Origin of the sequence: Polaromonas sp. (assembly GCF_029945895.1) — a bacterium.
In the GTDB taxonomy this organism is placed as follows: domain Bacteria; phylum Pseudomonadota; class Gammaproteobacteria; order Burkholderiales; family Burkholderiaceae_C; genus Polaromonas.
The window spans coordinates 75,781-98,915 of sequence record NZ_JAQSDL010000122.1 but is presented as its reverse complement, the minus strand read 5'-3'; the positions used below and the strand labels follow the sequence as shown (position 1 = coordinate 98,915).

The window sequence follows — 23,135 nt, the reverse complement described above, 5'->3', positions numbered from 1 at the left end:
TTTGTCTCCTGCTTGTGGCCTGGCATTCAGGTCCGGGGGGTTGCTCCCTGACTACGCACGGCCCTGAGCCGCCCCACAACGCCGGTGGGAAAGTAATACACCGATAGGACAAACAGGACGCCGAGCCAGAGCAGCCAGCGGTCGGGCGACAGCAGGGCGGCCAGCCACGGCAGGCTGCTTGCGGCTTCGCTGCCCAGGCGCAGCAGGTCCTGCAGGTAGCTCTGCGCCACCAGGAACAGCGCCGCGCCTATGGCTGCGCCGTAAATCGTGCCCATGCCGCCGATCACGACAATCAGCAGCACGTCGATCATGATTTCGAAGGACAGCGAGGTGTCCGGTCCGTTGTAGCGCAGCCAGAGTGCCAGCATGGCGCCGGCGACGGTGGCAAACAGCGCCGACAGCACGCTGGACGTGGTGCGGTAGACCACCACGCGGTAACCGATGGCTTCGGCGCGGAACTCGTTTTCGCGGATGGCCTGCAACACGCGTCCAAAAGGTGAGTTGACAATGCGCAGCAGGCCCAGCAGTGACACCAGGGTGATCACGAACAGCAGGTAGTAGCACAGCAGGCGGCCGTCGATGGACACGCCGAGGAAGGGCTGCTCGAAAAACTCCATGCTGGGCGACAGCAGCTCGGGCACCTTGAAGCTCAGGCCGTCCTCGCCACCGGTGAACTCCGACAGCTGCGAGGCCAGGGTCTGGAAGGCCGAGGCGACCGCCAGCGTGATCATCGCAAAAAAGATGGCCTTGACGCGCAGCGAGAACAGGCCCACGGCAAGCGCCAGCAGAAAAGACAGCACCAGCGACGACAGCAGGCCCACGGCCAGCGCCTCCCAGGTCGCGCCCAGACGGGTGCTCGCAATCGCAATGCCATAGGCACCGATGCCAAAAAACATGGTGTGCGCAAAACTGACGATGCCGGTGTAGCCCAGCAGCAGGTCAAAGCTGGCCACCAGCACAATGAACACCAGCACCTTGGCAGCGACGCTCAGGGCCTTGACGCCGGGAAAGATGAAGGGCGCAAAGGCCAGGGCCAGCAGCAGGCCGACCAGAATCACGGCCAGCACGCGGCTGCGCGGGAAGTCGTTGGAGAGCAGTCTCGTTAGCATGTGATGTCCCGTTCGCCCTGAGCTTGTCGAAGGGCATTCGTGGTTTGCTGAGATGGCTTCGACAGGCTCAGCCCGAACGGATAAACGGTTTTCATGGCGTCATCCTTAACGATTCGTCACGGGGTAGATGCCCTGGGGACGCCACAACAGAATGGCAGCCATCAACGCGATGTTGGAAAACAGTGCCACCTTGGGCGCCAGAAAACCGGTGTAGTTGGCCATCAGGCCGACCAGCAAGGCACCGATCAGAGCACCGCCGGTGGAGCCCAGCCCGCCGATGATGATGACGATGAAGATCAGCACATTGACCTGGGCGCCCATCTGCGGGGTCACGCTCTGCTGGTACAGGCCCCACATCACGCCGCCCAGCCCTGCCAGCGCGCTGCCGACCACAAACACGCCGACAAACAGGCGTTTGATGCGGTAGCCCAGCGATTCGACCATCTCGCGGTCCTGCACGCCCGCGCGGATCAACAGGCCCACCTTGGTCCGTACCAGCGTCCAGGCCAGGACTCCGAACACCACCAGGCCCACGGCCACGGCGATGAGGCGGTATTTTTCGATCGCCGCGTCACCGAACAGCAGAGAGCCGCGCATGCCTTCAGGCATGGGCAGCGCAATCTGCGCCGGCCCCCAGATCACCTTGATCAGTTCTTCGCCGATGATCATGCCGCCCATGGTGATCAGGATCTGCTTGAGGTGCTGGCCGTACACCGGCCGCACGATGAAACGCTCAAACACCAGACCGACGGCACCTGCCACCCCCATGGCCACCAGCATGGCCGGCAGCACTGCCAGCATGTTGCGCAACATCGATTCACTTTGCGTGTAGTCACTCATGGCGCCGAGCACGCTGGTGGCCACAAACGCACCGAGCGCAATGAACACACCGTGTCCGAAATTGAGCACGTCCATCAGGCCGAACACCAGCGTCAGGCCGGAGGCGATGATGAAGATGATCATGCCCATGGCCAGGCCGGCGACCGTCAAGGTCAGCCAGGTCGAGCCGGAGCCGATGAAGGGAAAAACCCCCAACGCCAGAAGCGGCACGAGCGCCAGAGGCTTCCAGTCGAAATCTGTTTTCATAAGGCAAGCCCCAAAAGCGATTGCTGCAAGGCCGTGTCTTCAGCCAGCTCGGCCATGGACCCGGCATGAACCACCACACCGTTGTCCATCACGGCGACGGTGTCGCCCAGGCGTTTGGCAAAGTTGATGTTCTGCTCGACCAGCAGGATGGTCACGCCGCTGGCCTTGAGCTGCGCAAACGCGTCAATCATGTTGTTGATGATGGCCGGCGCCAGGCCTTTGCTGGGTTCATCGACGATCAGCAGTTCACGCGGCTCGACGATGGCTCGCGCCACCGCCAGCATCTGCTTTTGCCCGCCCGACAACTTGCCGGCTGGATGGTTCCAGAATTTCTCCACCGCCGGGAACAACGAAAAGATCCACTTGAGCCGCTCCTCATCCATCTGGCTGGCCCGCCTGGCACTGCGCGCGGCCAGCAGCATGTTTTCCTTGACGGTCAGGTCCGAGAAAATGCCCATGCTTTCGGGAACGTAGGCAATATTGAGTTCAGCGATCTGCGGCGTGTTGAGCCTGGTGATGTCGCGTCCCGCAAAACTGACACGCCCTTGCGAGGCCTGCCACAAGCCCATGATGGTCCGCAGCGTGGTGGTCTTGCCGGCGCCGTTGCGGCCCAGCAGCATGGTCAGTTGGCCGCGCGGAATCGAGAGATCCACCCCGTGCAGGATATGGTACGCGCCGATGTGGGTGTGCACATCTTCCAGTGTCAGAAGGTTGGTCGTCATGCGGCCTCCCCTGCGGGCGCGGGAGCCACACCCAGGTAGGCTTCTTGCACCACCGGCGAGGCAATCACCTCGGCTGGCTCGCCATCGGCCACCAGGGTGCCGTTGTGCAGCACGATGATTCGGTCGGCCAGTTCACGCACAACGTCCATCTTGTGCTCCACCAGCAAAATTGTTTTGGTCTTGTCCTGCTTCAACTGGCGAATCAGGTTCAGGATCACCGGCGCCTCATCGGTGCTCATGCCGGCCGTCGGTTCGTCGAACATGAAGACCTGCGACTCCAGCGCCATCAGCAGCGCGACTTCCAGCTTGCGCTGATCGCCGTGCGGCAGGCTGGCCACCGGCATCTGCGCCTTGTTCGCCATGGCCACAGCCTCGAGAATTTCTTCGGCCCGATTGACCAGCGCCTTGTGGTCGCTCCAGATGCTCCACAAATTCAGGCCGTGCCGATGCGCGCCATGCCGCGTGGCCTGAACTGCCAGGCGCACGTTCTCCAGTACCGTGAGGTTGGGAAACAGATTGGTCAGCTGGAAGGCCCGGCCCAGACCGGCATGGGTGCGCGCAGAGACGCCCATCCCTGAGAGTTCCTCGCCGTTGAGCGTGACCGTGCCGCTGCTGGCCTTCAGCTGACCGGAGATCAGGTTGAAGTAAGTCGTTTTGCCTGCGCCATTGGGGCCGACGATGGCCGTCAGCGTGCCAGGCGCAAAGGTGCAGCTGACAGCATTGACCGCCACGTGGCCACCAAAGCGGATCGTGAGTTCGTGGGTTTGAAGCATGGGTATTCCCGTTGAATCGGGGAACGGTGTAGCGAGCGGGCAGTAGGCTGGGCGGACGGAGCACCGCCACCGGAACGTACTAAAGGTACGTGAGGATGGCGCGCACCGCCCAACGACGCATGGTGCCCGCGCAGTAGCCGGGCACCGATTCAATTAGCGCTTGTTGAGGATGGGGATATTCATCTCTTCAGGCTTGATCTCGCGAACCAGCTCGGGCACGCCCCAGGCAAATGCAGGGTCGGCCTTGATGCGGAAGTGGAACATGCTCTGCATGGCCTGGTGATCTTCCTTGCGGAAAGTCATCTTGCCCTTGGGCGTGTCAAAGCTCATGCCTTCCATGGTGGAGATCAGCTTGTTGGTGTTGGTGTCGCCGCCGGTTTTGGTGAGCGCCGTCACAACCGCCATGGCTGCCGAGAAACCGCCCGCGGTGAAAAAGTCAGGCGGCGCCTTGAACTGCTTGTAGTGCTGGGCCACCATCGCGTCATTCACCGGGTTCTTGGGGATGCCGAAGTAGTAGTACAGCGCGCCCTCCATGCCCGGGAAGCTCTTGTAGGCCACCATGGCAGGCAGGATGTTGCCGCCTGTGGCGAGCTTGATGCCGTAGCGCTTTTCAAGATCCAGGTCAGCGATCTTCGGAAAGGGTGTGGGGCTGCCCGACCAGCCCACCGACAGGTATTTCTTGCCCGGCTGATCCTTGAGCTTGTCCACAATGCGCTGCAGGCCGGCGGTGAAGTCGGTGGTGCCCACCGGCAGGTACTCTTCGTGAACGATCTTGGCGTTCTTCATGAACGACCTGGCGGCCTTCACGCCATCGCGGCCGAAGGCGTTGTCGTTGGCCAGAATGGCGACCACACTGCCCGGCTGGTCCAGCGCCACGGCGTTGGCAGCGGCATCCTGGCTGGAATTGCGGCCAGTGCGGAAGATGTACTTGTTCCACTTGTCGCCGGTGATGCTGTCGGCCACGGCAGGCTCGACCAGCAGGATCTTCTTGTATTCCTCGGCCACTGGCAGCATGGCCAGCGCCACGGGCGAGGCCGTCGGTCCCACGGCGATGTCGACCTTTTCATCGGCATAGGCGGCGGCCAGCGCTGCCTTGCCCACGTCGGGCTTGCCCTGGTCGTCCTTTTCGATCACGACGAGCTTCTTGCCCGCCACCATCATGGTGCCGCCGGTGGCGTAATCCAGCCCCATGTAAAAGCCGACGATGGTCTGCTTGGCGTAGGCCTCCAGCGGGCCCGTCTTGCTGGCAATGATGGCGATCTTGACTTCTTTGGACTGACTCAGGGCCAGCGGGGAAACAAAAGCGGTGGCGATGGCGGCAAGCGCGATCAGGTTGCGACGATGCATGGATGTCTCCTGTTGTTGGGCGATGCACCATGATTGCACATGTCGTGCCAGAAAAAGATCATTGATCTATAAAGGTTTTTTTGATCACTGATCTGAAGTGACTGTTTATAAGACATTAATATTGTATTACTATCAGTCATTTGTATTATTTGTATACAGGGTTATCCAGACGCTCATACAGCTTGGCACGCGAAATTCCAAGCAGGCGCGAGGCGGCGAGCTTGTTGCCGCCAGTCGCCGCCATGGCCGCAGCGATGGCGCGGCGTTCGACCTGTTCCACCTGTTCGGCCAGGGGGCGCAACGGGTCGGAGGCGGCCTCTGCGCCATCCCCGGAACCCGTCAAGGGCAAAGGTGCAATGCGCTCGATGCCGGCCTCCTGGAGCACCTCTTCAAATTGCGCCCGGCCGATGTTGAGCGAGTCGCTGCGCATCACCGCCTGCTCCAGCACGTTACGCAGTTCACGGATGTTGCCGCGCCAGGTTTGCGCCGACAACAGAGCCAGCGCGTCCGGTGCGAGTTCGGGCTGGCGGTCGCCGCTGCGCAGCGCCATCTCCTCACCCAGCACTTCGAGCAGCGCCGGAATGTCGGAGCGGCGCTCACGCAGCGGCGGCACCCGCACCGGCAACACATTGAGGCGGTAAAACAAATCCTCGCGGAACTTGCCCTCACGCACCAGCGCGGCCAGGTCGCGCGAGGTCGCGGCAATCAGGCGCGCGTCAAAAGGAATCAGCTTGTTCGAGCCCAGCGGCTCGATCTCGCCCTCCTGCAGGGCGCGTAGCAGCTTGGCCTGCAAGGCCTGCGGCATGTCGCCGATCTCGTCGAGAAACAGTGTGCCGCCGTCGGCGAGCTTGAACTTGCCGTCGCGCCCCTTGCGGTCGGCGCCGGTGTAGGCGCCGGGCGCCACGCCGAAAAATTCGGCCTCCAGCAAGGTGTCGGGCACGGCCGCAATGTTGACGCTGATGAAGGGGCCGCGCGCCCGGCTCGAGCTGGCATGGATGGCGTGCGCGAGCAACTCCTTGCCGGTGCCGGTTTCCCCGAGCAGCAGCACCGGGCTGGAGGTCTGGGCCGCACGCCGGGCCTGGCGCTTGACCTCGACCGCTGCCGGGCTGGTGCCCACAAAACTGGCGAAGGTGTATTTGGACTGGCGCTGCCCCGGCACCTGCAGCCGCTGGCTGGCCAGCTCGCGGCGCGCATCGTCGAGGTCGCGGTGCAGCAGGGCAAACTTGCTGATCAGCGGCTGCAAGGTGGTCTCGGGGTGGTCGAACAGCACGATACCGATGGCGCCGATGATGTCACCGCCGCTTTCATCGCGCAGCGGGATGCGGCTGACGACAAAGGTGCCGGCGCGGTTGGTCAGCAGGTCGATCAGGAAAGGCTCGCCGGTTTCCAGCACGCGCCGCATCTGCGTGTTCGGAATCACCTCTTCCACCATGTGGCCTACAAACTGGTCGACCGAGGAAAAACCCAGCGCCGGCAGGAAGCGCTTGTAGCCGTCGTTGACCCAGACAATGCGGCCGGTGCGGTCCACCAGAAACATGCCCTGGCTGATGCTGGAGAACAGCTGGAACATGGACCTGGCGGCCAGCTCCAGAATGCTCTGCGCATCAAGCGGCAAACCGTGCGGCGTGGTGTCGGTGTATTCCATGCGCAGATGGTAGCGCGGCGCTTGCGCCAGCAGCGCCGGCCAGGTGCATCACACACCGACCGGCATGTAGTCTGCTCTTTTTTTGATAGCTGCTTGCGCCCGCGGAGAAAGGGCTGAGCGCCTATTTTTATATATACCCTGGCCTCAGGCCGCGAGCCGGCGTGCCGACCAGCGTTTGGCCAGGCGCGGCAGGATCAGCACCGCCAGCACCACCACGATCAGGACCACCGACATGGGCCGCTGCAGAAACACCATCGCACTGCCCTCGCCGATCGACATGGCATTGCGCAGCTGCGCTTCGGCCAGCGGGCCCAGGATCATGCCCACCACCACGGGCGCGGTCGGAAAATCGAAGCGCCGCATCACCACCCCGAGCACACCAATGCCATAAAGCAGGAACAGGTCAAACGCACTTTGCCGCATGCCGTAGACGCCCACCGTCGCAAAAATCAGGATGCCGGCGTACAGGTAAGGTTTGGGAATTTTCAGCAGCTTGACCCACAGTCCCACCAGCGGCAGGTTCAGCACCAGCAGCATCACATTGCCGATGTAGAGCGACGCAATCAGCGCCCACACCAGGGCCGACGAGGAGGTGAACAGCTGCGGCCCCGGCTGGATGCCGTAGTTCTGGAAGGCCCCGAGCAGAATCGCCGTGGTGTTGGAGGTCGGAATACCCAGCGTCAGCAGCGGGATCATGGCCGCGGTGACCGTGGCGTTGTTGGCAGCCTCGGGCCCGGCCACCCCTTCAATGGCGCCGGCCGTGCCGAACTCGGCCTGGTCGCTGCCCTTGGCCAGCTTTTTCTCGGCGGCATAACTGAGGAAGGTCGGGATCTCGGTACCACCGGCAGGAATGCAGCCGAACGGTGCGCCAATCGCCGTGCCGCGCAGCCAGGCCGGCCAGGAACGGCGCCAGTCCCGCCCTGTCATGTGGACCCGGCTCATCTTGTTCTGCGACTCGCCCACGCGGCCCTCGTAAAGCACGGCATACATGGCTTCAGCCACCGCGAACAGGCCGACCGCCACCAGCACGATCTCGACTCCGTCCAGAAGCTCGGGCACACCACCGGTGTAGCGCGCCTGGCCGGAAATCTGGTCCAGCCCGACCAGGCCCGCTGCGAGTCCGACAAACAGGGCTGTCAGGCCGCGCACCGTGCTTTTGCCGAGCACCGCACTGACGGTGGTGAAGGCCAGCAACATCAGCATGAAATATTCGGGCGGGCCGAGCTTGACGGCCAGTTCCGCCACGATGGGCGCAAACAGGGTGACCATCACCGTGGCAATCGTGCCGGCCACAAACGAGCCGATGGCCGCCGTGGCGAGCGCGGCACCGGCGCGACCGCTCTTGGCCATGCGGTTGCCTTCCATCGCCGTGACCATGCTGGCCGTTTCGCCCGGCGTGTTCAAGAGGATGGAGGTGGTGGAGCCTCCGTACATGGCGCCATAATAAATCCCGGCAAAAAAGATCATGGAGGCCGTGGCCTCGACCTTGGCGGTGATGGGCAGCAGCATGGCCACCGCCACAGCGGGCCCGATGCCTGGCAACACGCCGATGGCCGTACCCAGCGCACAGCCCACAAAACACCACAGCAGGTTGACCGGTGTGGCCGCCGTGGCGAAGCCCTGCAGCAACTGGTTGAAGATGTCCATGATTTACAGCCAGCCGGTGGAGGTGAGGCCCGGCAGGTTGATCGCCAGGAATTTCGTGAAGGTCCAGAACACCGGTGCGGAAATCGCGAGGCCGATCAGCACGTCCTTGAGCCAGGCCACCGGGCGCCGGTCGGCCCGGCCTTCCGCACCGCGCAGCCCCTGCACGGCCAGCACAAAACACAGGGTGCAACTGAAGATGAAGCCGATGGTGGTAATCAGAGCCGCATTGGCCAGCAGGCCCGCCGACACCCAGGCAAAACCCGGCCAGTGGCCGTGAACCCCATCCGTGGGTTCCTCCAGGAAGCGAAAGCCGCCGGTGCGGGCCTCGCGCACGATGAAGACGCCGCAAACGAGCAGCGCCAGCGAGATCAGCCACGGCAGGAAGTTGGGGCCGACGCCGCCATAACCCGCCGCCGAAGGAATGCTGATCGCACCTGCCGCCAGTCCAAGGGCGAGCAGGACCACGCCAGCACCGACCAGGGTCTGCAAACGGATTTGCGTGCGAGAAGGGTTTTCTTGTGTCATGCGTTTTTTTTTCATTGAAGTACGGGCCGGCTTCCCCGACCGGATCCGGGACCCTTGCCGCCGCGACGGCCGTCTGGCGCCCGGGCCCACAAAGGGCGGTCAGGGCCGCCCCGTCAACCCGGCGGGCCCCAGACCAGCAGCCTCAGACCAGCAACCTCAGACCATGCCCGACTTGACCATGGTGGCACGCAGGCTGGCCATGTCGTCATCGACAAACTTGTCGAAGGCGGCGCCGGTCAGCACGGCGGGTGTCCAGTTGTTTTTCTCGGAGGCTTCCATCCAGCTCTTGGACTTGACGGCCTTGAGAATCATCTCGGTCAGCGCCTGACGCTCGGCAGCCGAAATGCCGGGTGCACCGTAAACGCCGCGCCAGTTGCCAATCACCACATTGATGCCCTGCTCCTTGAGCGTGGGCACGTTGACGCCCTTGAGGCGGGTGTCGGAAGTGACGGCCAGCGCCTTCATTTTCCCCGTGTTGATGTATTCGGCAAATTCGCTGTAGCCGCTGCCGCCCACGGTGACGTTGCCGCCCAGGATGGCTGCGGTGGCTTCACCGCCGCCCCGGAAAGCGACGTAGTTGATCTTGGAGGGGTCCACGCCGACTTCGCGTGCAATCATGGCCGCGGCGATGTGCTCGGTGGATCCGCGCGAACCGCCGCCCCACTTGACACTGCCGGGGTCTTTCTTGAGCTGGGCCACCACGTCGGCCATGGTCTTGAAGGGCGAGTTGGCAGGCAGCACAAACACGTTGTACTCGCTGGTCAGGCGCGCGATCGGGGTGACCTGCGACAGGCTGACCGGCGGCTTGCCGGTGATGAGGCCACCGAGCATGACGGCACCCATGACCATCAGGGCATTGGGGTCGCCCTTGCTGCCGTTGATGAACTGGGCCAGGCCCAGAGCGCCGGCAGCGCCGCCCTTGTTGTCATAACTGACGGTGGACGCAGCGCCCGAGTCCGTCAGCGCCTTGCCCAGGGCCCGGCCGGTGGTGTCCCAGCCGCCGCCGGGGTTGGCCGGAATCATCATCTTCACATTGGCGGCAGCCAGAGCCGACAGGGGGAAAGCCCCGGTGGCGGCCAGGGCGGCCAGGGATTTCAAAAAGGTATCGCGACGCATGCATGTCTCCTTGTGGTGTTGGTTACCAACCGATGATGCGCTTCCTGTCTGTCAAACTGCTGTCCGAAAACCCTAGGGAAAGTGCTAATGTCCCGCCCATGCTGATGCGAATGTCTTCCCCATGCTGACCCCCATGAAATTGCTGCTGATCGAGGACGACCCGTCCATGCAGGCTGCGCTGCAGCGCGCCCTGGGCCGGCGCGGCATGGAGGTGCTGGGCTGCACCGACGGCCGCAAGGCGCTGGCGTTATGGACAGCGGCCCAGCCCGACGTGGTGGTGCTGGATCTGAGCCTGCCCGGGCTGGACGGGCTGCAGGTGCTCGAGCAGGCGCGCCGTCAGGGGCTGGCCACGCCGGTACTGATCCTGACGGCCCGCGGCACGGTGGGCGACCGCATTGTTGGCCTGAACCTGGGGGCCGACGACTACCTGCCCAAACCTTTTGACCTCGACGAACTCGAGGCCCGGTTGCGCGCGCTGAGCCGCCGACGCACGGCATCCGGCAGCGAGCCGGGGGCCGGCGACCACCTGGTGGGCCAGCTTCGTTACGAAAAAGACAGCGGCGCGATTTACCACCGCGACCAGATCCTCGAACTCACACCGCGCGAGCTGGCCCTGCTGCAGGCCCTGATCGTCAAGCCCGGCCAGGCGGTGTCCAAGGAAAAACTGTTCGAGCTGGTGTTTCCTGGCGAGGCCGATGTGCAGTACGAAGCCGTCGAGGTGGTGGTGTACCGCCTGCGCAAGAAGATGGCGCACACCGGCGTGACCCTGGTCACCTTGCGCGGGCTGGGTTATTTGCTGAAAGTGGACACGCAATGAAAGATGTTGAGGCCGGCGTGCGCAGCGCCGGGCCGCCCCAGGCAAGCACGGCCCCTTCTTCCGGTGAAAGGGGCAGCGCAACGCCGGAGGCACACGAAGTAAAAAGCGGGGGGGACAAAGCCTTCAGCGCCGGGCCGCCCCAGGCAGGCACAGCCCCTTCTTCCGGTGAAAGGGGCAGCGCAACGCCAGAGGCACACGAAGTGAAAAGCGTGGGGGCCCTATCGCTCCGGCGCTACCTTCTGCTGGGCATTCTGCTGCCTGTGGGGCTGCTGATCATCATCAACACGGCCACCCTGTACCGCCAGACGCTGGGCGCCGTCAACACCGCCTATGACCGCACGCTGCTGGCCTCGGCCAAATCCATCGGCGAGCAGCTGGACGTGAGCGGCTACGACGGACAGTCGGAACTGCGCGTGACCGTGCCCTATGCGGCGCTGGAAGCCTTCGAGGCCGACAACCAGAGCCGGCTTTTTTACCGGGTGTCCAGCCTCAATGGCGAAATGGTGTCGGGTTACGCCCAACTGCCGTTCTGGCGCGGTCGCATTCCGGCCAAACCGCCCTATTCGGCGCTGGTCGATTTTTACGACGATGTCTACGTGGACGACGCCGTGCGGGTGGCCGTGCTGCTGCAGCCGGTGGCCAGCTCGAACGGACGCGGCATGGCCGTCATCCAGGTGGCCGAAACCCTGGAGTTGCGCACCACGCTGGCGCGCAAGATCCTGGTCGACACCCTGTGGCGCCAGGCGCTGCTGCTGGCCGTCATCGCCCTGGTGGCCGTGGTGGTGGTGCAGCGCGCCACGCGCCCGGTGCGCCGTCTCAGCGCCGAGCTGCAGGCGCGCCCCGAGGGCGACCTGACCGCCATTGCCGCACCGGACGCGCCGCGTGAGCTGCTGCCGCTGGTGGACGCCACCAATGAGGTCATGGGACGGCTGCAGCACCTGCTGGACAACCAGAAACGTTTTGTGCGCGACGCAGCGCACCAGCTGCGCACGCCACTGGCGGTGTTGAAGGTGCAGGTTCAGTCGGCGCTGCGCGGCGACATGGACGCCCAGGCGGCCCTGGCCGAGATCAACCAGACCGTGGACCGCGCCACGCTGCTGGCCAACCAGATGCTGGCACTGGCCAAGGTGGAGCAGCTGCGCCAGCAGGCGGACCTGGGGCCCGTGGACATGGACACCATCGTGCGCGCGGTCGCGCTGGACCTGGCGCCGCTGATTGCAGAGAAGGACCTGGAATTCGACATCGAAACCACGGCGGCCAGCGTCAATGCGCATGAATGGATGCTGGGCGAACTCTGCCGCAACCTGATGCACAACGCGATCAAGCACAGCCAGCGCGGCGGCTCGCTGTCGGTGCGGCTCGTCACCGACGCGCGCTACCTGGCCCTGACCGTCAGCGACAGCGGGCCGGGCATTTCCGGCGAACTGGCAGCCCGCCTGTACCAGCCGTTTTCGGCCGGCAACGTGCGCCACGGCTCGGGCCTGGGTTTGGCGATCTGCCGCGAGATCACGCAGGCGCTGGACGGCAGCATCACGCTGGAAAACCGCGAGGACCATGGGCGTATTGCCGGCCTGGACGCCACCGTGCGCCTGCCGCTGGTACACAATGACGGGCCATGAAGCACAGGTTTTCCCTTCCCCGGCACGGCGGTGCGCACGAGGTCAGGCATGCGTCTTGACAAGTGGCTCTGGGCCGCGCGTTTCTACAAGACCCGTTCGCTGGCGAGCGACGAAATCGGCAAGAACCGTGTGCGGGTCAACGGCCAGGACGCCAAGCCAGCGCGTGAAGTAAAAGCCGGCGACACGGTGGCGATGCGGCAGGGCCCGGTCACGCGCACCGTGCTGGTCCGGGGCCTGAGCCAGCAGCGCGGACCGGCGCCGGTGGCGCAGCAGCTTTATGAAGAAACGCCGGACAGCATCAGGCTGCGTGAAGCGGCGGCCGAGCAGCGCCGCCTGACCGCGGAGCCGGCCGGCAGCCTGGAACAAGGCCGCCCCACCAAACGCGACCGGCGTTCATTGGACAAAGCCCAGAACAAGGCCTGGGACGACCGCTGGAGCGTCTCGGTTGACTCCTGAAATGCTCCGTTTTCAATAGCTGCTTGCGCCCGTACAACAAGGGCTGCAAGCCATTTTTACTATAAAGACGGGGCCGCAGCGGCTGGCAGGACGGGTCCGCTGCCAGCGCGCATGCGCCTGCCCTGGGACCACCAGACCAGCAGCGCCAGCAGCAGCGCGGGCAGGTAAAACCAGTGCGGTGTCGCTCTGTCGGTCGGCACCTTGATGGCGGTCACGTCCCAGCCCTGCTCCACCCCGGCCTTGGCGGCGCGGGACCCGAACTTGGCCTGGCCGATCTGCAGCGTGTCGCCCAGCGGAACCAGTTGCAGGCCGGCGTCGGCCAGGCGCTTGCGGCCTTCCAGACCCTTGTCGCCGAGCTGCACGGCCACGGTCTTGACGATCTCGCGGCCTTCCAGTGTGGTGCCGCGGGTGACCATCACGACACGGCCACCGCTTTCCACGTCGCGCGCGATCTCGAACACCTCCGCCGGTTTGGCGTCGCGGTACTCGGGGGCGATCTGGTCCATGAAAAAGTCCGGCCGGAACAGCAAGATCACCGCCATCAGCAGCGCCAGGGTTTCCCAGAGGCGGTTCTTGATGCGGAACCAGTTCATGGTGACGGCCGCAAACAGCAGCGTGGCCAGCATGCTTGCGGTCACGATGCAGAAAAAGGAGAAGGCGCCGCCCACATCAATCAGAAGCAGCTGTGGATTGAAAATCCAGATGAAGGGCAGGATCACCGTGCGCAGCGCATAGATGGAGCCCTGGATGCCGGTCTCTATCGCGTCCTCCCCCGAGATGGCGGCCGCCGCAAAGGTGGCCAGCCCCACCGGCGGCGTGATGTCTCCCATGATGCCGTAATAAAAGACAAACAGGTGCACCGCGATCAAGGGAATGACCAGGCCCGACTGCGCGCCCAGGTCCACCACCACCGGCGCCATCAGCGTGGCCACCAGCACGTAGTTGGCCGTGGTTGGCACGCCCAGGCCCAGCACCAGGCAGGAAAACGCAATGAACAGCAGCATGACGATCACGTTGCCCTGCGAAACAAACTCGACAAATTCCGTCATGCGCAGGCCCAGGCCCGTCAGCGTGATGCCGCCGACGATGATGCCGGCGGTCGCCGTGGCCACGCCAATGCCTATCATGTTGCGCGAGCCGTTGTGAAAGCCGTCGACCACCGAGCGCCAGCCCTCGTGCCAGGCGTCCGGCGTGTGCGTACGGCGCAAGGCGTCGATGATCGGCCTCTGCGACATCATCAGCACGACGAGGATGGTGACCGCCCAGAAAGCGGCCAGCGCCGGCGACATCTCCTCGACCATCAGGCACCAGATCAGCGTGCCAATGGGAATCAGGAAATGCAGGCCAGCGCGCACCGTCGGCCAGGTGTCCAGCGCCTTGGGATGGTCGATGTCAATGTCCTGCGCCAGGTCGGGGCTGCGCGCCGCCTGCTGCAGGCACACGCCGTAAAGCGCCATCACCGCCAGCACGATGACATAGGGTGCGGCGCCGCCCAGCATGGCCTTCATGCCTTCGAACAGGTAATACAGCGCACCGATCACGATGATGCTGCCCGAGATGCCGAAGGCATTGCGCAGCACGCGATCGCGCAGTGGCCTGGGTTCACGCCGGATGATGGGCTGCATGCCCATTTTCAGCGCCTCCAGGTGCACGATGTAGAACAGGCCGAGGTAGGACAGGATGGCCGGCAGGAAGGCGTGGCGCACGATGTCGGTGTAGGGGATGCCGACATACTCCACCATCAGGAAGGCGGCCGCCCCCATGACCGGCGGCATGATCTGGCCGTCCACCGAGGACATGGTCTCGATGGCACCGGCCTTGACCCCGCCATAGCCGGATTTCTTCATCAGCGGAATGGTGAAAATGCCGCCCGAGACGACATTGGAGACCGACGAACCCGAGATCATGCCGTTGAGCGCCGACGACACCACCGCCACCTTGGCCGGCCCGCCGCGCAAATGACCCAGCGCCGCAAAACTCACCTGCATCATGTAGTTGCCGCCGCCCGCGCGGTCCAGCAAGGCACCGAACAGCACATACACAAAAATGGTGCCGGCCGACACGCCCAGCGCGATGCCGTAGACACCCTCGGTAGTCAGCCACATGTGTGAAACCAGCCGGTTCAGCGAGGCGCCGCGGTGGGACAACACGTCCGGCAGCCAGGGGCCGAGCATGCTGTAAGCCACGAAGATCACGGCCAGGGCTGCCATGGGCCAGCCGACCGCGCGGCGTGTCGCCTCCAGCAGCAGCACCATGCCGACGCTGGCCACCACCACGTCCATCGTGGTCGGCTGGCCGGGACGGGTGGCGATCTGTGCATAAAACAGCATGATGTAGGCGCCCGCAAATGCGGCCAGCAAGGCCAGCACCCAGTCGAGCACCGGCACGTACTCGCGCGGTGAACTGCGCAGGGCGGGCCATGCCAGAAAAGCGAGGAACAGCGCGAAGCCCAGGTGGATGGCGCGCGCTTCGGTGTCATTGAGGATGCCAAAGCCCAGCGCAAACGGCAAGGGCGAGGCATACCAGTACTGGAACAGCGCCCAGACGAGCGCCACGGAAAAAATAATGCCGGCGGTGAGACCCGTTGGCTTGCGCCCGCCGGTATCCACGTCGGCGACGAGTTGCTGCAGTGCTTCAGGCGCTTTTTCGATATCGGTTGCCATGGTCATCTTTCAGGAACGGGAAGTCACATGCACGGGCATTAAAAAAAGGGCGAGGTCCGCTCCGCCCTTTTTGGGTTGGCCAGCCGCACCCGGGTGCGGCTGGCAGCTGGCGTGCTGCGCCGGATTACTTGATCCAGCCCTTTTCCTTGTAGTAGCGCGCTGCGCCCTCATGCAGCGGCGCGCTGAGGCCGTCCTTGACCATGTTCTGCGGATTCAGGTTGGCCAGGGCCGGGTGCAGCTTCTTGAACTCGTCAAAGTTCTCGAACAGCGCCTTGGTGACCTGGTACACCGTCTCGGGCGAAGTCTTGGCCGACGTCACCACCGTGGCCAGCACGCCATAGGTGGCGGTGGGCTGCGGGTTGTTCGGGTACAGGCCGCCGGGAATCGTGACCTTGGCGTAATAAGGCTTGTCGGCCACCAGCTTGTCGATCACCGGCCCGGTCAGGGACACCAGCTTGGCGCCACAGGTCGTGGTGGGGTCCTGGATGTTGGCCGAGGGGTGGCCGACGCCGTAGAAGAAGCCGTCGATCTTGCCGTCGCACAGGGCCGGGCCGTGTTCGTCGGCTTTCAGTTCGGACGCCAGCGAGAAGTCGCCCAGCTTCCAGCCCATTGCCGCGAGCAGCTCTTCCATCGACGAACGCGTGCCGGAGCCAGGGTTGCCGACGTTGAAACGCTTGCCCTTGAAGTCCTCGAACTTCGTGATGTTGGCTTCCTTGCGGGCCACCACAGTGAAAGGCTCCGGGTGCACCGCGAACACGGCGCGAAGGTCGCTGTAGGCACCATCCTTGTACTGGTTCAGCCCCTTGACGGCGTTGTACTGAACGTCCGATTGGGTGAAGCCGAAATCGAGTTCGCCGGCCTTGATGGTGTTGACGTTGAACACCGAGCCACCGGTAGACTCCACCGAGCAACGAATGCCGTGTTTGGCGCGGTCCTTGTTGACCAGGCGGCAAATGGCGCCCCCCGCGGCGTAATACACGCCGGTCACACCGCCGGTACCGATGGTCACGAACTTCTGCTGCGCGACAGCCGGCGCAGACATCAGGGCGGCAGCCATGGCCACAGCCGCACTCGCGGTACTCAGTACATTCAACGCAAACTTCTTGCTCATGTCAGTTTCTCCAGGTTGTAAAACTTGTTGTTCAAACCGCGGCGATCGCGGCATCCATGGCCGAACCAAGGCGCTCCACCACCATCGTCAGCTCGGCTTCGCTGCTGATGAACGGTGGCGCCAGCAGGACATGGTCACCATAACGACCATCGACGGTGCCGCCCATCGGGTAAACCATCAAACCGCGCGCCATCGCCTCCTTCTTGATGCGTGCATGCACTTTGCGTGCCGGATCAAAGGGGGTCTTTTTCGCGCGGTCCTGCACCAGCTCGATGCCCCAGAACAAACCGCGGCCACGGATGTCCCCGACATGAGGATGTTCGCCCCAGTTGCCCTGCATCAGCGTCTGCAGAAATGCGCCGCGTGCGCGCACCTGTGCGATGAGCTGGTCGCGCTCAAACACCTGCTGCACGGCCAGCGCCGCCGCGCAGGCCACCGCATGACCCAGGTAGGTGTGGCCATGCTGGAAAAAGCCGCTACCGCCCCGCATCGCATCGACAATTTTCTGCTGCGCCAGCACCGCGCCGATCGGCTGGTAGCCACCGCCCAGGCCCTTGGCCACGGCCAGCAGGTCGGGCGATACACCCTCCTGCTCGCAGGCATGCAGGGTGCCGGTACGACCCATGCCGCACATCACTTCGTCGAGGATCAGGAGCACGCCGTAACGGTCGCAGACTTCGCGCACCGCCTTGAAATAACCCGGCACCGGTGCCAGCACGCCGGCGGTCGCGCCGCCCACGGTTTCGGCAATGAAGGCGATCACGCGGTCTGCGCCCTTTTCAAGAATGGCGTGTTCGAGTTCCTGTGCCAGGCGCTGGCCATACTGCTGCGGCGTTTCGCCGGCCTGCTGCTCGCGGTAGGGATAACAGGGCGACACATGGGTGGCCGGCATCAGGATGGGCGCGAACGGTTCGCGCCGCCAGGGGTTGCCACCGATGGCCAATGCCCCAAGCGTGTTGCCGTGGTAACTCTGCCTGCGCGCGATGAAATGGGTGCGCTGCGGCTGGCCGGTCTCGACAAAATACTGGCGTGCCATCTTCAGCGTGGCCTCCATCGCCTCGGAGCCGCCGCTGACAAAATACACATGACTCATGCCTTGCGGCGCCGTCCTGATCAGCTGGGCAGCCAGTGTCTCGGCGACTTCGGTGGTGAAAAAGCTGGTGTGGGCATACGCCAGCTTGTCAATCTGCGCATGCATGGCGGCCAGCACATCCGGGTGCCCGTGGCCCAGGCAGGACACCGCCGCGCCGCCCGAGGCGTCGATATAACTTTTGCCATCGGCATCGGTCAGGTACACCCCCTGGCCGCTGACGGCTACCGGCGGCGTGTGCTGCAACTGACGGTGAAAGACATGGGTGGAAGCTGCAGGCATGGGGCTTATTTCCTGGATGAAGAAGAAGTCAGGGGCCGGCCGGTGGCGGCCTTGTCGGCGCGCGGGTCCCAGTACGCGCCCTCGCTGTCCAGGCGATCCTGGCGTGTTTGCAGGTGGGCCAGCACCTTGCGCCCGCCGCGCACTGCGACAGCGGCAGCCAGCGCTTCGGTCAATGCCAGAGCGCCGACCATGGAATGAAAATACGAAGGACTGTCGGTCCGGAACAGCAGCGTGTGGGTGGCCGACCGGGCAATCGGCGACAGCGCGCTGTCCGTCAGGGCCAGCACGTCGGCGCCCTGCGCCCGCGCCTTCACGGCGGCGTCCACCGTCTGGCGCGTGTACGCGGCGGAAGATGTCACCACCAGCAGATCACCCGCGCCCATGTCGCCGATCTGGTCCATCAGCGTGCCGCCCAGGCCCTGCACCAGCAAGCCGTTGGACGCCAGCAAGCCATAGATGTAGTGCAGGTGCAGCGCCAGGCCATGGCTGGCGCGCAGGCCCAGAAAATAAACGCGCCGCGACTTGAGCATGGCATCGGCTGCGGCCTCCAGCTGCGCGGCCTGGTTCAGCCCGCTGACGGACGCGGTGTTCGCATGCTGGATTTCATTGAGCAGCGCCAGCCAGTCCTTGTCATGCCGCGCACTGGCCTGCAGCACCTCGGCCCGCCCGGCGTAACCGGCCTGCGCCGAAAAAGACTCCTGGCAGAGATGCTTGATCGCCTCAAAACCCTGGAAACCCAAGGCCTGTGACAGCCGGCTCAAGGTCGCCGGCGCCAGAGCGGCCCGGCGCGCGCATTCACGCATGGAATGCAGCGCCACCTCGCGCGGATGGGCCTCGATCCAGCGCGCCGCACGCAGCAGCTCCGGACTCAGGCCCTCAAGCGGGACGTTGGCAAACAGCGAGGAAATCGACATGAAACATTTGTATCAATATTTCGCAAAATATAGCACGAGTGTTTCATCTCCACCAGACAGGCGCGAACCGCGCCCCGTTTCTTTAACCGCAGCGCACCCGTCGAATCACACCGGCCGCGTCCAGTTCGAGGTTGAGTCGCTGGGCATTGAACTCCATCGTGACCATCTGTCCAGGGCGCAACACCCGCGCCATGTAGGAGCCCGAGCGCTGGCGCGCTTCCTCGACCACACCCGCGCCCGGCGCCTTGCCGATGGCGAACCGGGCACCGTCGGCATTGCAGGCCGTCCCGGGTGGCGGTGGCGGCATCGGGCTGGTGCCCGTCGAGGGCGCGCCAGGTGCGGCACAGCCAGCCAGAATGACAAGACATGCCAGCGTTGTGCTGATCAGGGGGGTCTTCAACAACATGAGTTCTCCGGGAAGTAAAACGCCACCATAACGTCTGCGCCCCGGCGGCGCCCGCATTTTTACGACTGGTTGCGACACGGTTCGCGGCATGCCCTGGCGCAGGACAAAAAAAAGCCACCTTGCGGTGGCTTTTTGTCTGGCGGAAACGAAGGGATTCGAACCCTTGATGAGGCTCTACACCCCATACTCCCTTAGCAGGGGAGCACCTTCGGCCACTCGGTCACGTTTCCTGAATTCTGTCTGAGCCCGGATTATCTCACGACTTGGGCTGCTGTCCAGCCATCACAGGCTGGCGGCGGGCTGGTCCAGGTCAAAAGCCTTGTGCAGCGCGCGCACGGCGAGCTCCATGTATTTCTCGTCGATGACCACCGAGGTCTTGATCTCGCTGGTGGAGATCATCTGGATGTTGATGCCTTCTTCGCTCAGGCAGCGGAACATCTTGCTGGCAATGCCGACATGGCTGCGCATGCCGATGCCAACGATGCTGACCTTGCAGATCTTGGCGTCGCCGGTGATCTCCTGCGCGCCCAGCTTGGGCAGAACCTCGGCCTTGAGCAGGTCAACGGCGCGCGCGTAGTCGTTGCGGTGAACGGTGAAGCTGAAGTCGGTCTTGCCGTCCTTGCTGATGTTCTGGATGATCACATCGACTTCGATGTTGGCATCGGCCACCGCGCCAAGGATCTGGTAGGCAATGCCCGGGGTGTCGGGCACGCCGAGAATGGAGATTTTGGCTTCGTCGCGGTTGAACGCGATGCCCGATACGATGGCTTGTTCCATTTTTTCGTCTTCCTCAAAACTGATCAGGGTGCCGGACTTGGCCTCTTCGTCGATGTCGATGTCCCAGGGCGTGAAGCTCGAAAGCACGCGCAGGGGCACCTTGTATTTGCCCGCAAACTCGACCGAGCGGATCTGCAGCACCTTGGAGCCCATGGACGCCATTTCGAGCATCTCTTCAAAACTCACGGTCTGCAGGCGGCGCGCCTCGGGTACGACACGCGGGTCGGTGGTGTACACCCCATCCACGTCGGTGTAGATCAGGCACTCATGCGCCTTCATGGCGGCGGCCACGGCCACGGCCGAGGTGTCCGAGCCGCCACGGCCCAGCGTGGTGATGTTGCCAACGTCGTCCACGCCCTGAAAGCCGGTGATGATGACCACCTTGCCGGCATCCAGGTCGGCGCGCACCCGCTGGTCGTCGATCGATTCGATGCGGGCCTTGGTGTAGGCGCTGTTGGTGCGGATCGGCATCTGCCAGCCGGCGTAACTGACGGCGTCCATGCCCTCGGCCTGCAGCGCAATCGCCAGCAGCGCACTGGAGGCCTGCTCGCCGGTGGCGGCCAGCGCGTCAAGTTCGCGGTGGTAGGCGTCGCTGGCCTTGCCAGGCGCCAGTTCCTTGGCCAGGCCCAGCAGGCGATTGGTTTCACCGCTCATGGCGCTGGGCACCACCACCATCTGGTGACCGGCTCGGGCCCACTTGGCCACGCGTTTGGCGACATTGCGGATGCGCTCGGTCGAGCCCATCGACGTGCCGCCGTATTTATGAACGATCAATGCCATTGCAGGGTGTCAATCAGGAGTTGGTTGCGAACATTGCTCGTGGCGGCCTCTCGTTTCACCTCCCAACAGAAGGTGAAGACCGCAACCGCCAGCAAAGCCTTCAATTATACCTAGGACAACTACCTAGATGACTCACCCAGACTGGTTCTGACGAGGCTCACGTGCTCCGGAACCTGTCCGCCGTGCACCGGTCAGGCGGCGAAATGCAAACAGTCCCCGGCCCGCGTCACATGGCCCGACGCAATCTTCAGATGAATCCGGTGGCCGCGCGTGGTGCAGGCCGCCACCTGGGAGAGCAGCTGTTCGAGCTGCGCTGCGCTGGGCGTGGCCTGGTGGTCCTCGCGCAGCCATTGGCGCAGTGCATTGGCCTGCCGCGCCAGCGACAAGCCCTGCAATGACCTGATCACGGGCGGCCTGCCCAGCGCAGCCAGATCTTCACGCGCCACCTCGACCAGCAGCGACTGCGCCTGGGCGGCGTGCTGGGCGCTGCGCGCAAAGGTTTCGCGAAACTGCGGAAAGGTCTCGGCCAATGCCGGCAGCAGGCGCGCGCGGATGCGGTTACGGGTGAAGCGCTCGTCGGTGTTGGTGGGGTCTTCAACGAAGACAGCCCCTCTTTGCGCCAGCCAGGCGCGAATCGCGGGGCCTGGAACCTGCAGCAAGGGCCGGTAGTACATCAGCCCGTCGCGCTGCCAGCTCGCGGGCATGGCGCTCAAACCGGGCAGACCCGCGCCGCGGCTGAGTGCCAGCAGCATCGTCTCGACCTGGTCGTCGGCATGTTGCGCAAGTGCTATGCTTTTAATAGCTGGTTGCGCCCACCCCTCAAGGGCCAGAGCCCGAAAAGCCTCATAACGCGCGTTGCGGGCAGCGTCCTCAGGGCTTTCGCCCGGCGCATGACGGGCCATGACACGACTCACACGCAAAGGCACCTGCAGCTGCGCGCACACGGCTTCACAATGGCGGGCGAAATCGTCGGCGGCAGCCTGCAGTCCGTGGTGCACATGCACCGCCCTCACCTGTCCCGGCCACTTCCCGGCGCAAGCCAGCAGCAAGGCCGTGGAGTCGGCGCCGCCGCTGTAAGCCACGGCCAGAGGAAGTTGCGGGGAAAAGACGCGCAGGGCGTCGTCAACGGTGGTCATGCGACCTCAGCCACCGCTGGACGGGTGGCGGCTTATTTCGCGTCGGCCTTGGTGTCGGTGTAACGGCCATAACTTTGCAGGCGCTCGTAACGGCGGTCCAGCAGCTCCTTGACCTTGAGGTCACTGACCTGGCGGAAGGCGTCGTTGAGGGCGCGCTTGAGGAAGGCGGCCATCTGCTTGTGGTCGCGGTGCGCGCCGCCCACCGGCTCGTTGACGATCTTGTCGATCACGCCGAGCGCCTTCAGCCGGTGGGCCGTGATGCCCAGGGCTTCGGCGGCTTCCTCGGCCTTGTCCGATGTTTTCCAGAGGATGGAGGCGCAGCCTTCCGGGCTGATCACCGAGTAGATGGAGTACTGCAGCATCACGACCTGGTCGGCCACCGAAATCGCCAGCGCGCCACCGGAGCCGCCTTCACCAATGATGGTGGTGATGATGGGCACCTCGAGCTGCGCCATTTCAAAGATGTTGCGGCCGATGGCTTCGGACTGGCCGCGTTCCTCGGCGTCGATGCCCGGGTAGGCACCGGGCGTATCGACAAAGGTGAACACCGGCAGCTTGAATTTTTCGGCGGTTTTCATCAGGCGCAGGGCCTTGCGGTAGCCCTCGGGCTTGCTCATGCCGAAGTTGCGCAGGCCGCGCTCTTTCGTGTCGCGGCCCTTCTGGTGGCCCAGCACCATGCAGGCGGTGCCGTTGAAACGCGCCAGGCCGCCGACGATGCTCAGGTCATCGGAAAAATGCCGGTCGCCGTGCAGTTCGACAAAGTCGGTGAACAGCTCATTGACGTAATCGAGCGTGTAGGGTCGCTCGGGGTGGCGCGCGATCTTGGTGATCTGCCAGGGCGTCAGGTCGCTGTAGATATCCTTGGTGAGCTGCTGGCTTTTCTTGGCGAGCTGGTCGATTTCTTCGGAGATGTCCACCGCGGACTCGGTCTGCACATAACGCAGCTCTTCTATTTTTCCTTCAAGCTCTGCAATCGGCTGCTCGAAATCGAGAAAGGTCTTTTTGGCCATGTTATGCCTCCTGACGAGCCGTCTCTAGGGAGGCATGCGCCCCCTCGGGGGGCAGTGAACGAAAGTGAATGTGGGGGCTCATTTCTGCTCCTCAGGCTTTTTAC

At 64.1% G+C, this 23,135-nt stretch carries 20 protein-coding genes and 1 tRNA gene; 3 read left to right on the top strand and 18 right to left on the bottom strand.

The window, feature by feature from the left end; genetic code table 11:
- Positions 1–26: 26 nt before the first annotated feature.
- From PSV33_RS19820 to PSV33_RS19780, 9 genes are all read right to left on the bottom strand, one after another.
- Positions 27–1,109: a branched-chain amino acid ABC transporter permease gene (locus tag PSV33_RS19820; protein WP_300564509.1), complete on the bottom strand. Its 1,083-nt coding sequence runs from the start codon at positions 1,107–1,109 to the stop codon at positions 27–29.
- Between the two features lie 105 nt (positions 1,110–1,214).
- The gene (locus PSV33_RS19815; protein WP_300564506.1) at positions 1,215–2,195 is read right to left on the bottom strand and encodes a branched-chain amino acid ABC transporter permease; all 981 of its coding nucleotides are present in this window, start codon (positions 2,193–2,195) and stop codon (positions 1,215–1,217) included.
- Positions 2,192–2,917 carry an ABC transporter ATP-binding protein gene (locus tag PSV33_RS19810; protein ID WP_300564503.1) on the bottom strand — a complete coding sequence of 242 codons (726 nt, stop codon included), beginning with the start codon at positions 2,915–2,917 and terminating at the stop codon, positions 2,192–2,194. Before PSV33_RS19810 ends, PSV33_RS19815 begins: the two co-directional genes overlap by 4 nt.
- Positions 2,914–3,690, bottom strand: a complete 777-nt coding sequence (locus PSV33_RS19805; RefSeq protein ID WP_300564500.1) for an ABC transporter ATP-binding protein — start codon at positions 3,688–3,690, stop codon at positions 2,914–2,916. Before PSV33_RS19805 ends, PSV33_RS19810 begins: the two co-directional genes overlap by 4 nt.
- A 153-nt stretch (positions 3,691–3,843) precedes the next feature.
- Positions 3,844–5,037 carry a substrate-binding domain-containing protein gene (locus PSV33_RS19800; protein ID WP_300564496.1) on the bottom strand — a complete coding sequence of 398 codons (1,194 nt, stop codon included), beginning with the start codon at positions 5,035–5,037 and terminating at the stop codon, positions 3,844–3,846.
- Between the two features lie 145 nt (positions 5,038–5,182).
- Positions 5,183–6,682 carry a sigma 54-interacting transcriptional regulator gene (locus PSV33_RS19795; RefSeq protein ID WP_300564493.1) on the bottom strand — a complete coding sequence of 500 codons (1,500 nt, stop codon included), beginning with the start codon at positions 6,680–6,682 and terminating at the stop codon, positions 5,183–5,185.
- 144 nt (positions 6,683–6,826) lie between these two features.
- The gene (locus tag PSV33_RS19790) at positions 6,827–8,329 is read right to left on the bottom strand and encodes a tripartite tricarboxylate transporter permease (RefSeq protein WP_300564490.1); all 1,503 of its coding nucleotides are present in this window, start codon (positions 8,327–8,329) and stop codon (positions 6,827–6,829) included.
- 3 nt (positions 8,330–8,332) lie between these two features.
- A complete protein-coding gene (locus PSV33_RS19785) occupies positions 8,333–8,854 on the bottom strand; it encodes a tripartite tricarboxylate transporter TctB family protein (protein WP_300564487.1) in 522 nt (173 codons plus the stop codon).
- A 156-nt stretch (positions 8,855–9,010) separates the two neighbouring features.
- Positions 9,011–9,970, bottom strand: coding sequence for a tripartite tricarboxylate transporter substrate-binding protein (locus tag PSV33_RS19780; RefSeq protein WP_300564484.1), 960 nt, complete (start codon positions 9,968–9,970; stop codon positions 9,011–9,013).
- Positions 9,971–10,091: 121 nt separating this feature from the next.
- On the opposite strand from PSV33_RS19780, the gene PSV33_RS19775 reads away from it, so the two are divergent.
- From PSV33_RS19775 to PSV33_RS19765, 3 genes are all read left to right on the top strand, one after another.
- On the top strand, positions 10,092–10,787 hold the full coding sequence (locus PSV33_RS19775) for a response regulator transcription factor (RefSeq protein ID WP_300564481.1): 696 nt from the start codon (positions 10,092–10,094) through the stop codon (positions 10,785–10,787).
- A gap of 209 nt (positions 10,788–10,996) precedes the next feature.
- Entirely contained in the window at positions 10,997–12,406 is a 1,410-nt protein-coding gene (locus PSV33_RS19770) for a sensor histidine kinase (RefSeq protein WP_300564478.1), read from the top strand.
- 48 nt (positions 12,407–12,454) lie between these two features.
- On the top strand, positions 12,455–12,862 hold the full coding sequence (locus PSV33_RS19765; protein ID WP_300564475.1) for a S4 domain-containing protein: 408 nt from the start codon (positions 12,455–12,457) through the stop codon (positions 12,860–12,862).
- Positions 12,863–12,921: 59 nt separating this feature from the next.
- Here the strand turns inward: PSV33_RS19765 and PSV33_RS19760 are convergent, their stop codons facing one another.
- From PSV33_RS19760 to PSV33_RS19720, 9 genes are all read right to left on the bottom strand, one after another.
- Positions 12,922–15,525 (bottom strand): TRAP transporter permease, encoded by a 2,604-nt coding sequence (locus PSV33_RS19760; protein ID WP_300564472.1) that lies wholly within the window; start codon positions 15,523–15,525, stop codon positions 12,922–12,924.
- A gap of 124 nt (positions 15,526–15,649) precedes the next feature.
- Positions 15,650–16,636, bottom strand: a complete 987-nt coding sequence (locus PSV33_RS19755) for a TAXI family TRAP transporter solute-binding subunit (RefSeq protein WP_300564470.1) — start codon at positions 16,634–16,636, stop codon at positions 15,650–15,652.
- Positions 16,637–16,667: 31 nt separating this feature from the next.
- Positions 16,668–18,008 (bottom strand): aspartate aminotransferase family protein, encoded by a 1,341-nt coding sequence (locus tag PSV33_RS19750; protein WP_300564467.1) that lies wholly within the window; start codon positions 18,006–18,008, stop codon positions 16,668–16,670.
- Positions 18,009–18,013: 5 nt separating this feature from the next.
- Positions 18,014–18,922: a MurR/RpiR family transcriptional regulator gene (locus tag PSV33_RS19745; RefSeq protein ID WP_300564464.1), complete on the bottom strand. Its 909-nt coding sequence runs from the start codon at positions 18,920–18,922 to the stop codon at positions 18,014–18,016.
- 82 nt (positions 18,923–19,004) lie between these two features.
- A complete protein-coding gene (locus tag PSV33_RS19740) occupies positions 19,005–19,328 on the bottom strand; it encodes an I78 family peptidase inhibitor (protein ID WP_300564461.1) in 324 nt (107 codons plus the stop codon).
- Between the two features lie 137 nt (positions 19,329–19,465).
- Positions 19,466–19,558: transfer RNA gene (locus PSV33_RS19735), tRNA-Ser, on the bottom strand.
- 52 nt (positions 19,559–19,610) lie between these two features.
- Complete coding sequence (locus tag PSV33_RS19730; protein ID WP_300564458.1) at positions 19,611–20,885, bottom strand: aspartate kinase; 1,275 nt, start codon at positions 20,883–20,885, stop codon at positions 19,611–19,613.
- Between the two features lie 191 nt (positions 20,886–21,076).
- Complete coding sequence (gene tilS, locus PSV33_RS19725) at positions 21,077–22,021, bottom strand: tRNA lysidine(34) synthetase TilS (protein WP_300564455.1); 945 nt, start codon at positions 22,019–22,021, stop codon at positions 21,077–21,079.
- Positions 22,022–22,053: 32 nt separating this feature from the next.
- Positions 22,054–23,031: an acetyl-CoA carboxylase carboxyltransferase subunit alpha gene (locus PSV33_RS19720; protein WP_300512752.1), complete on the bottom strand. Its 978-nt coding sequence runs from the start codon at positions 23,029–23,031 to the stop codon at positions 22,054–22,056.
- Positions 23,032–23,135 lie beyond the last annotated feature (104 nt).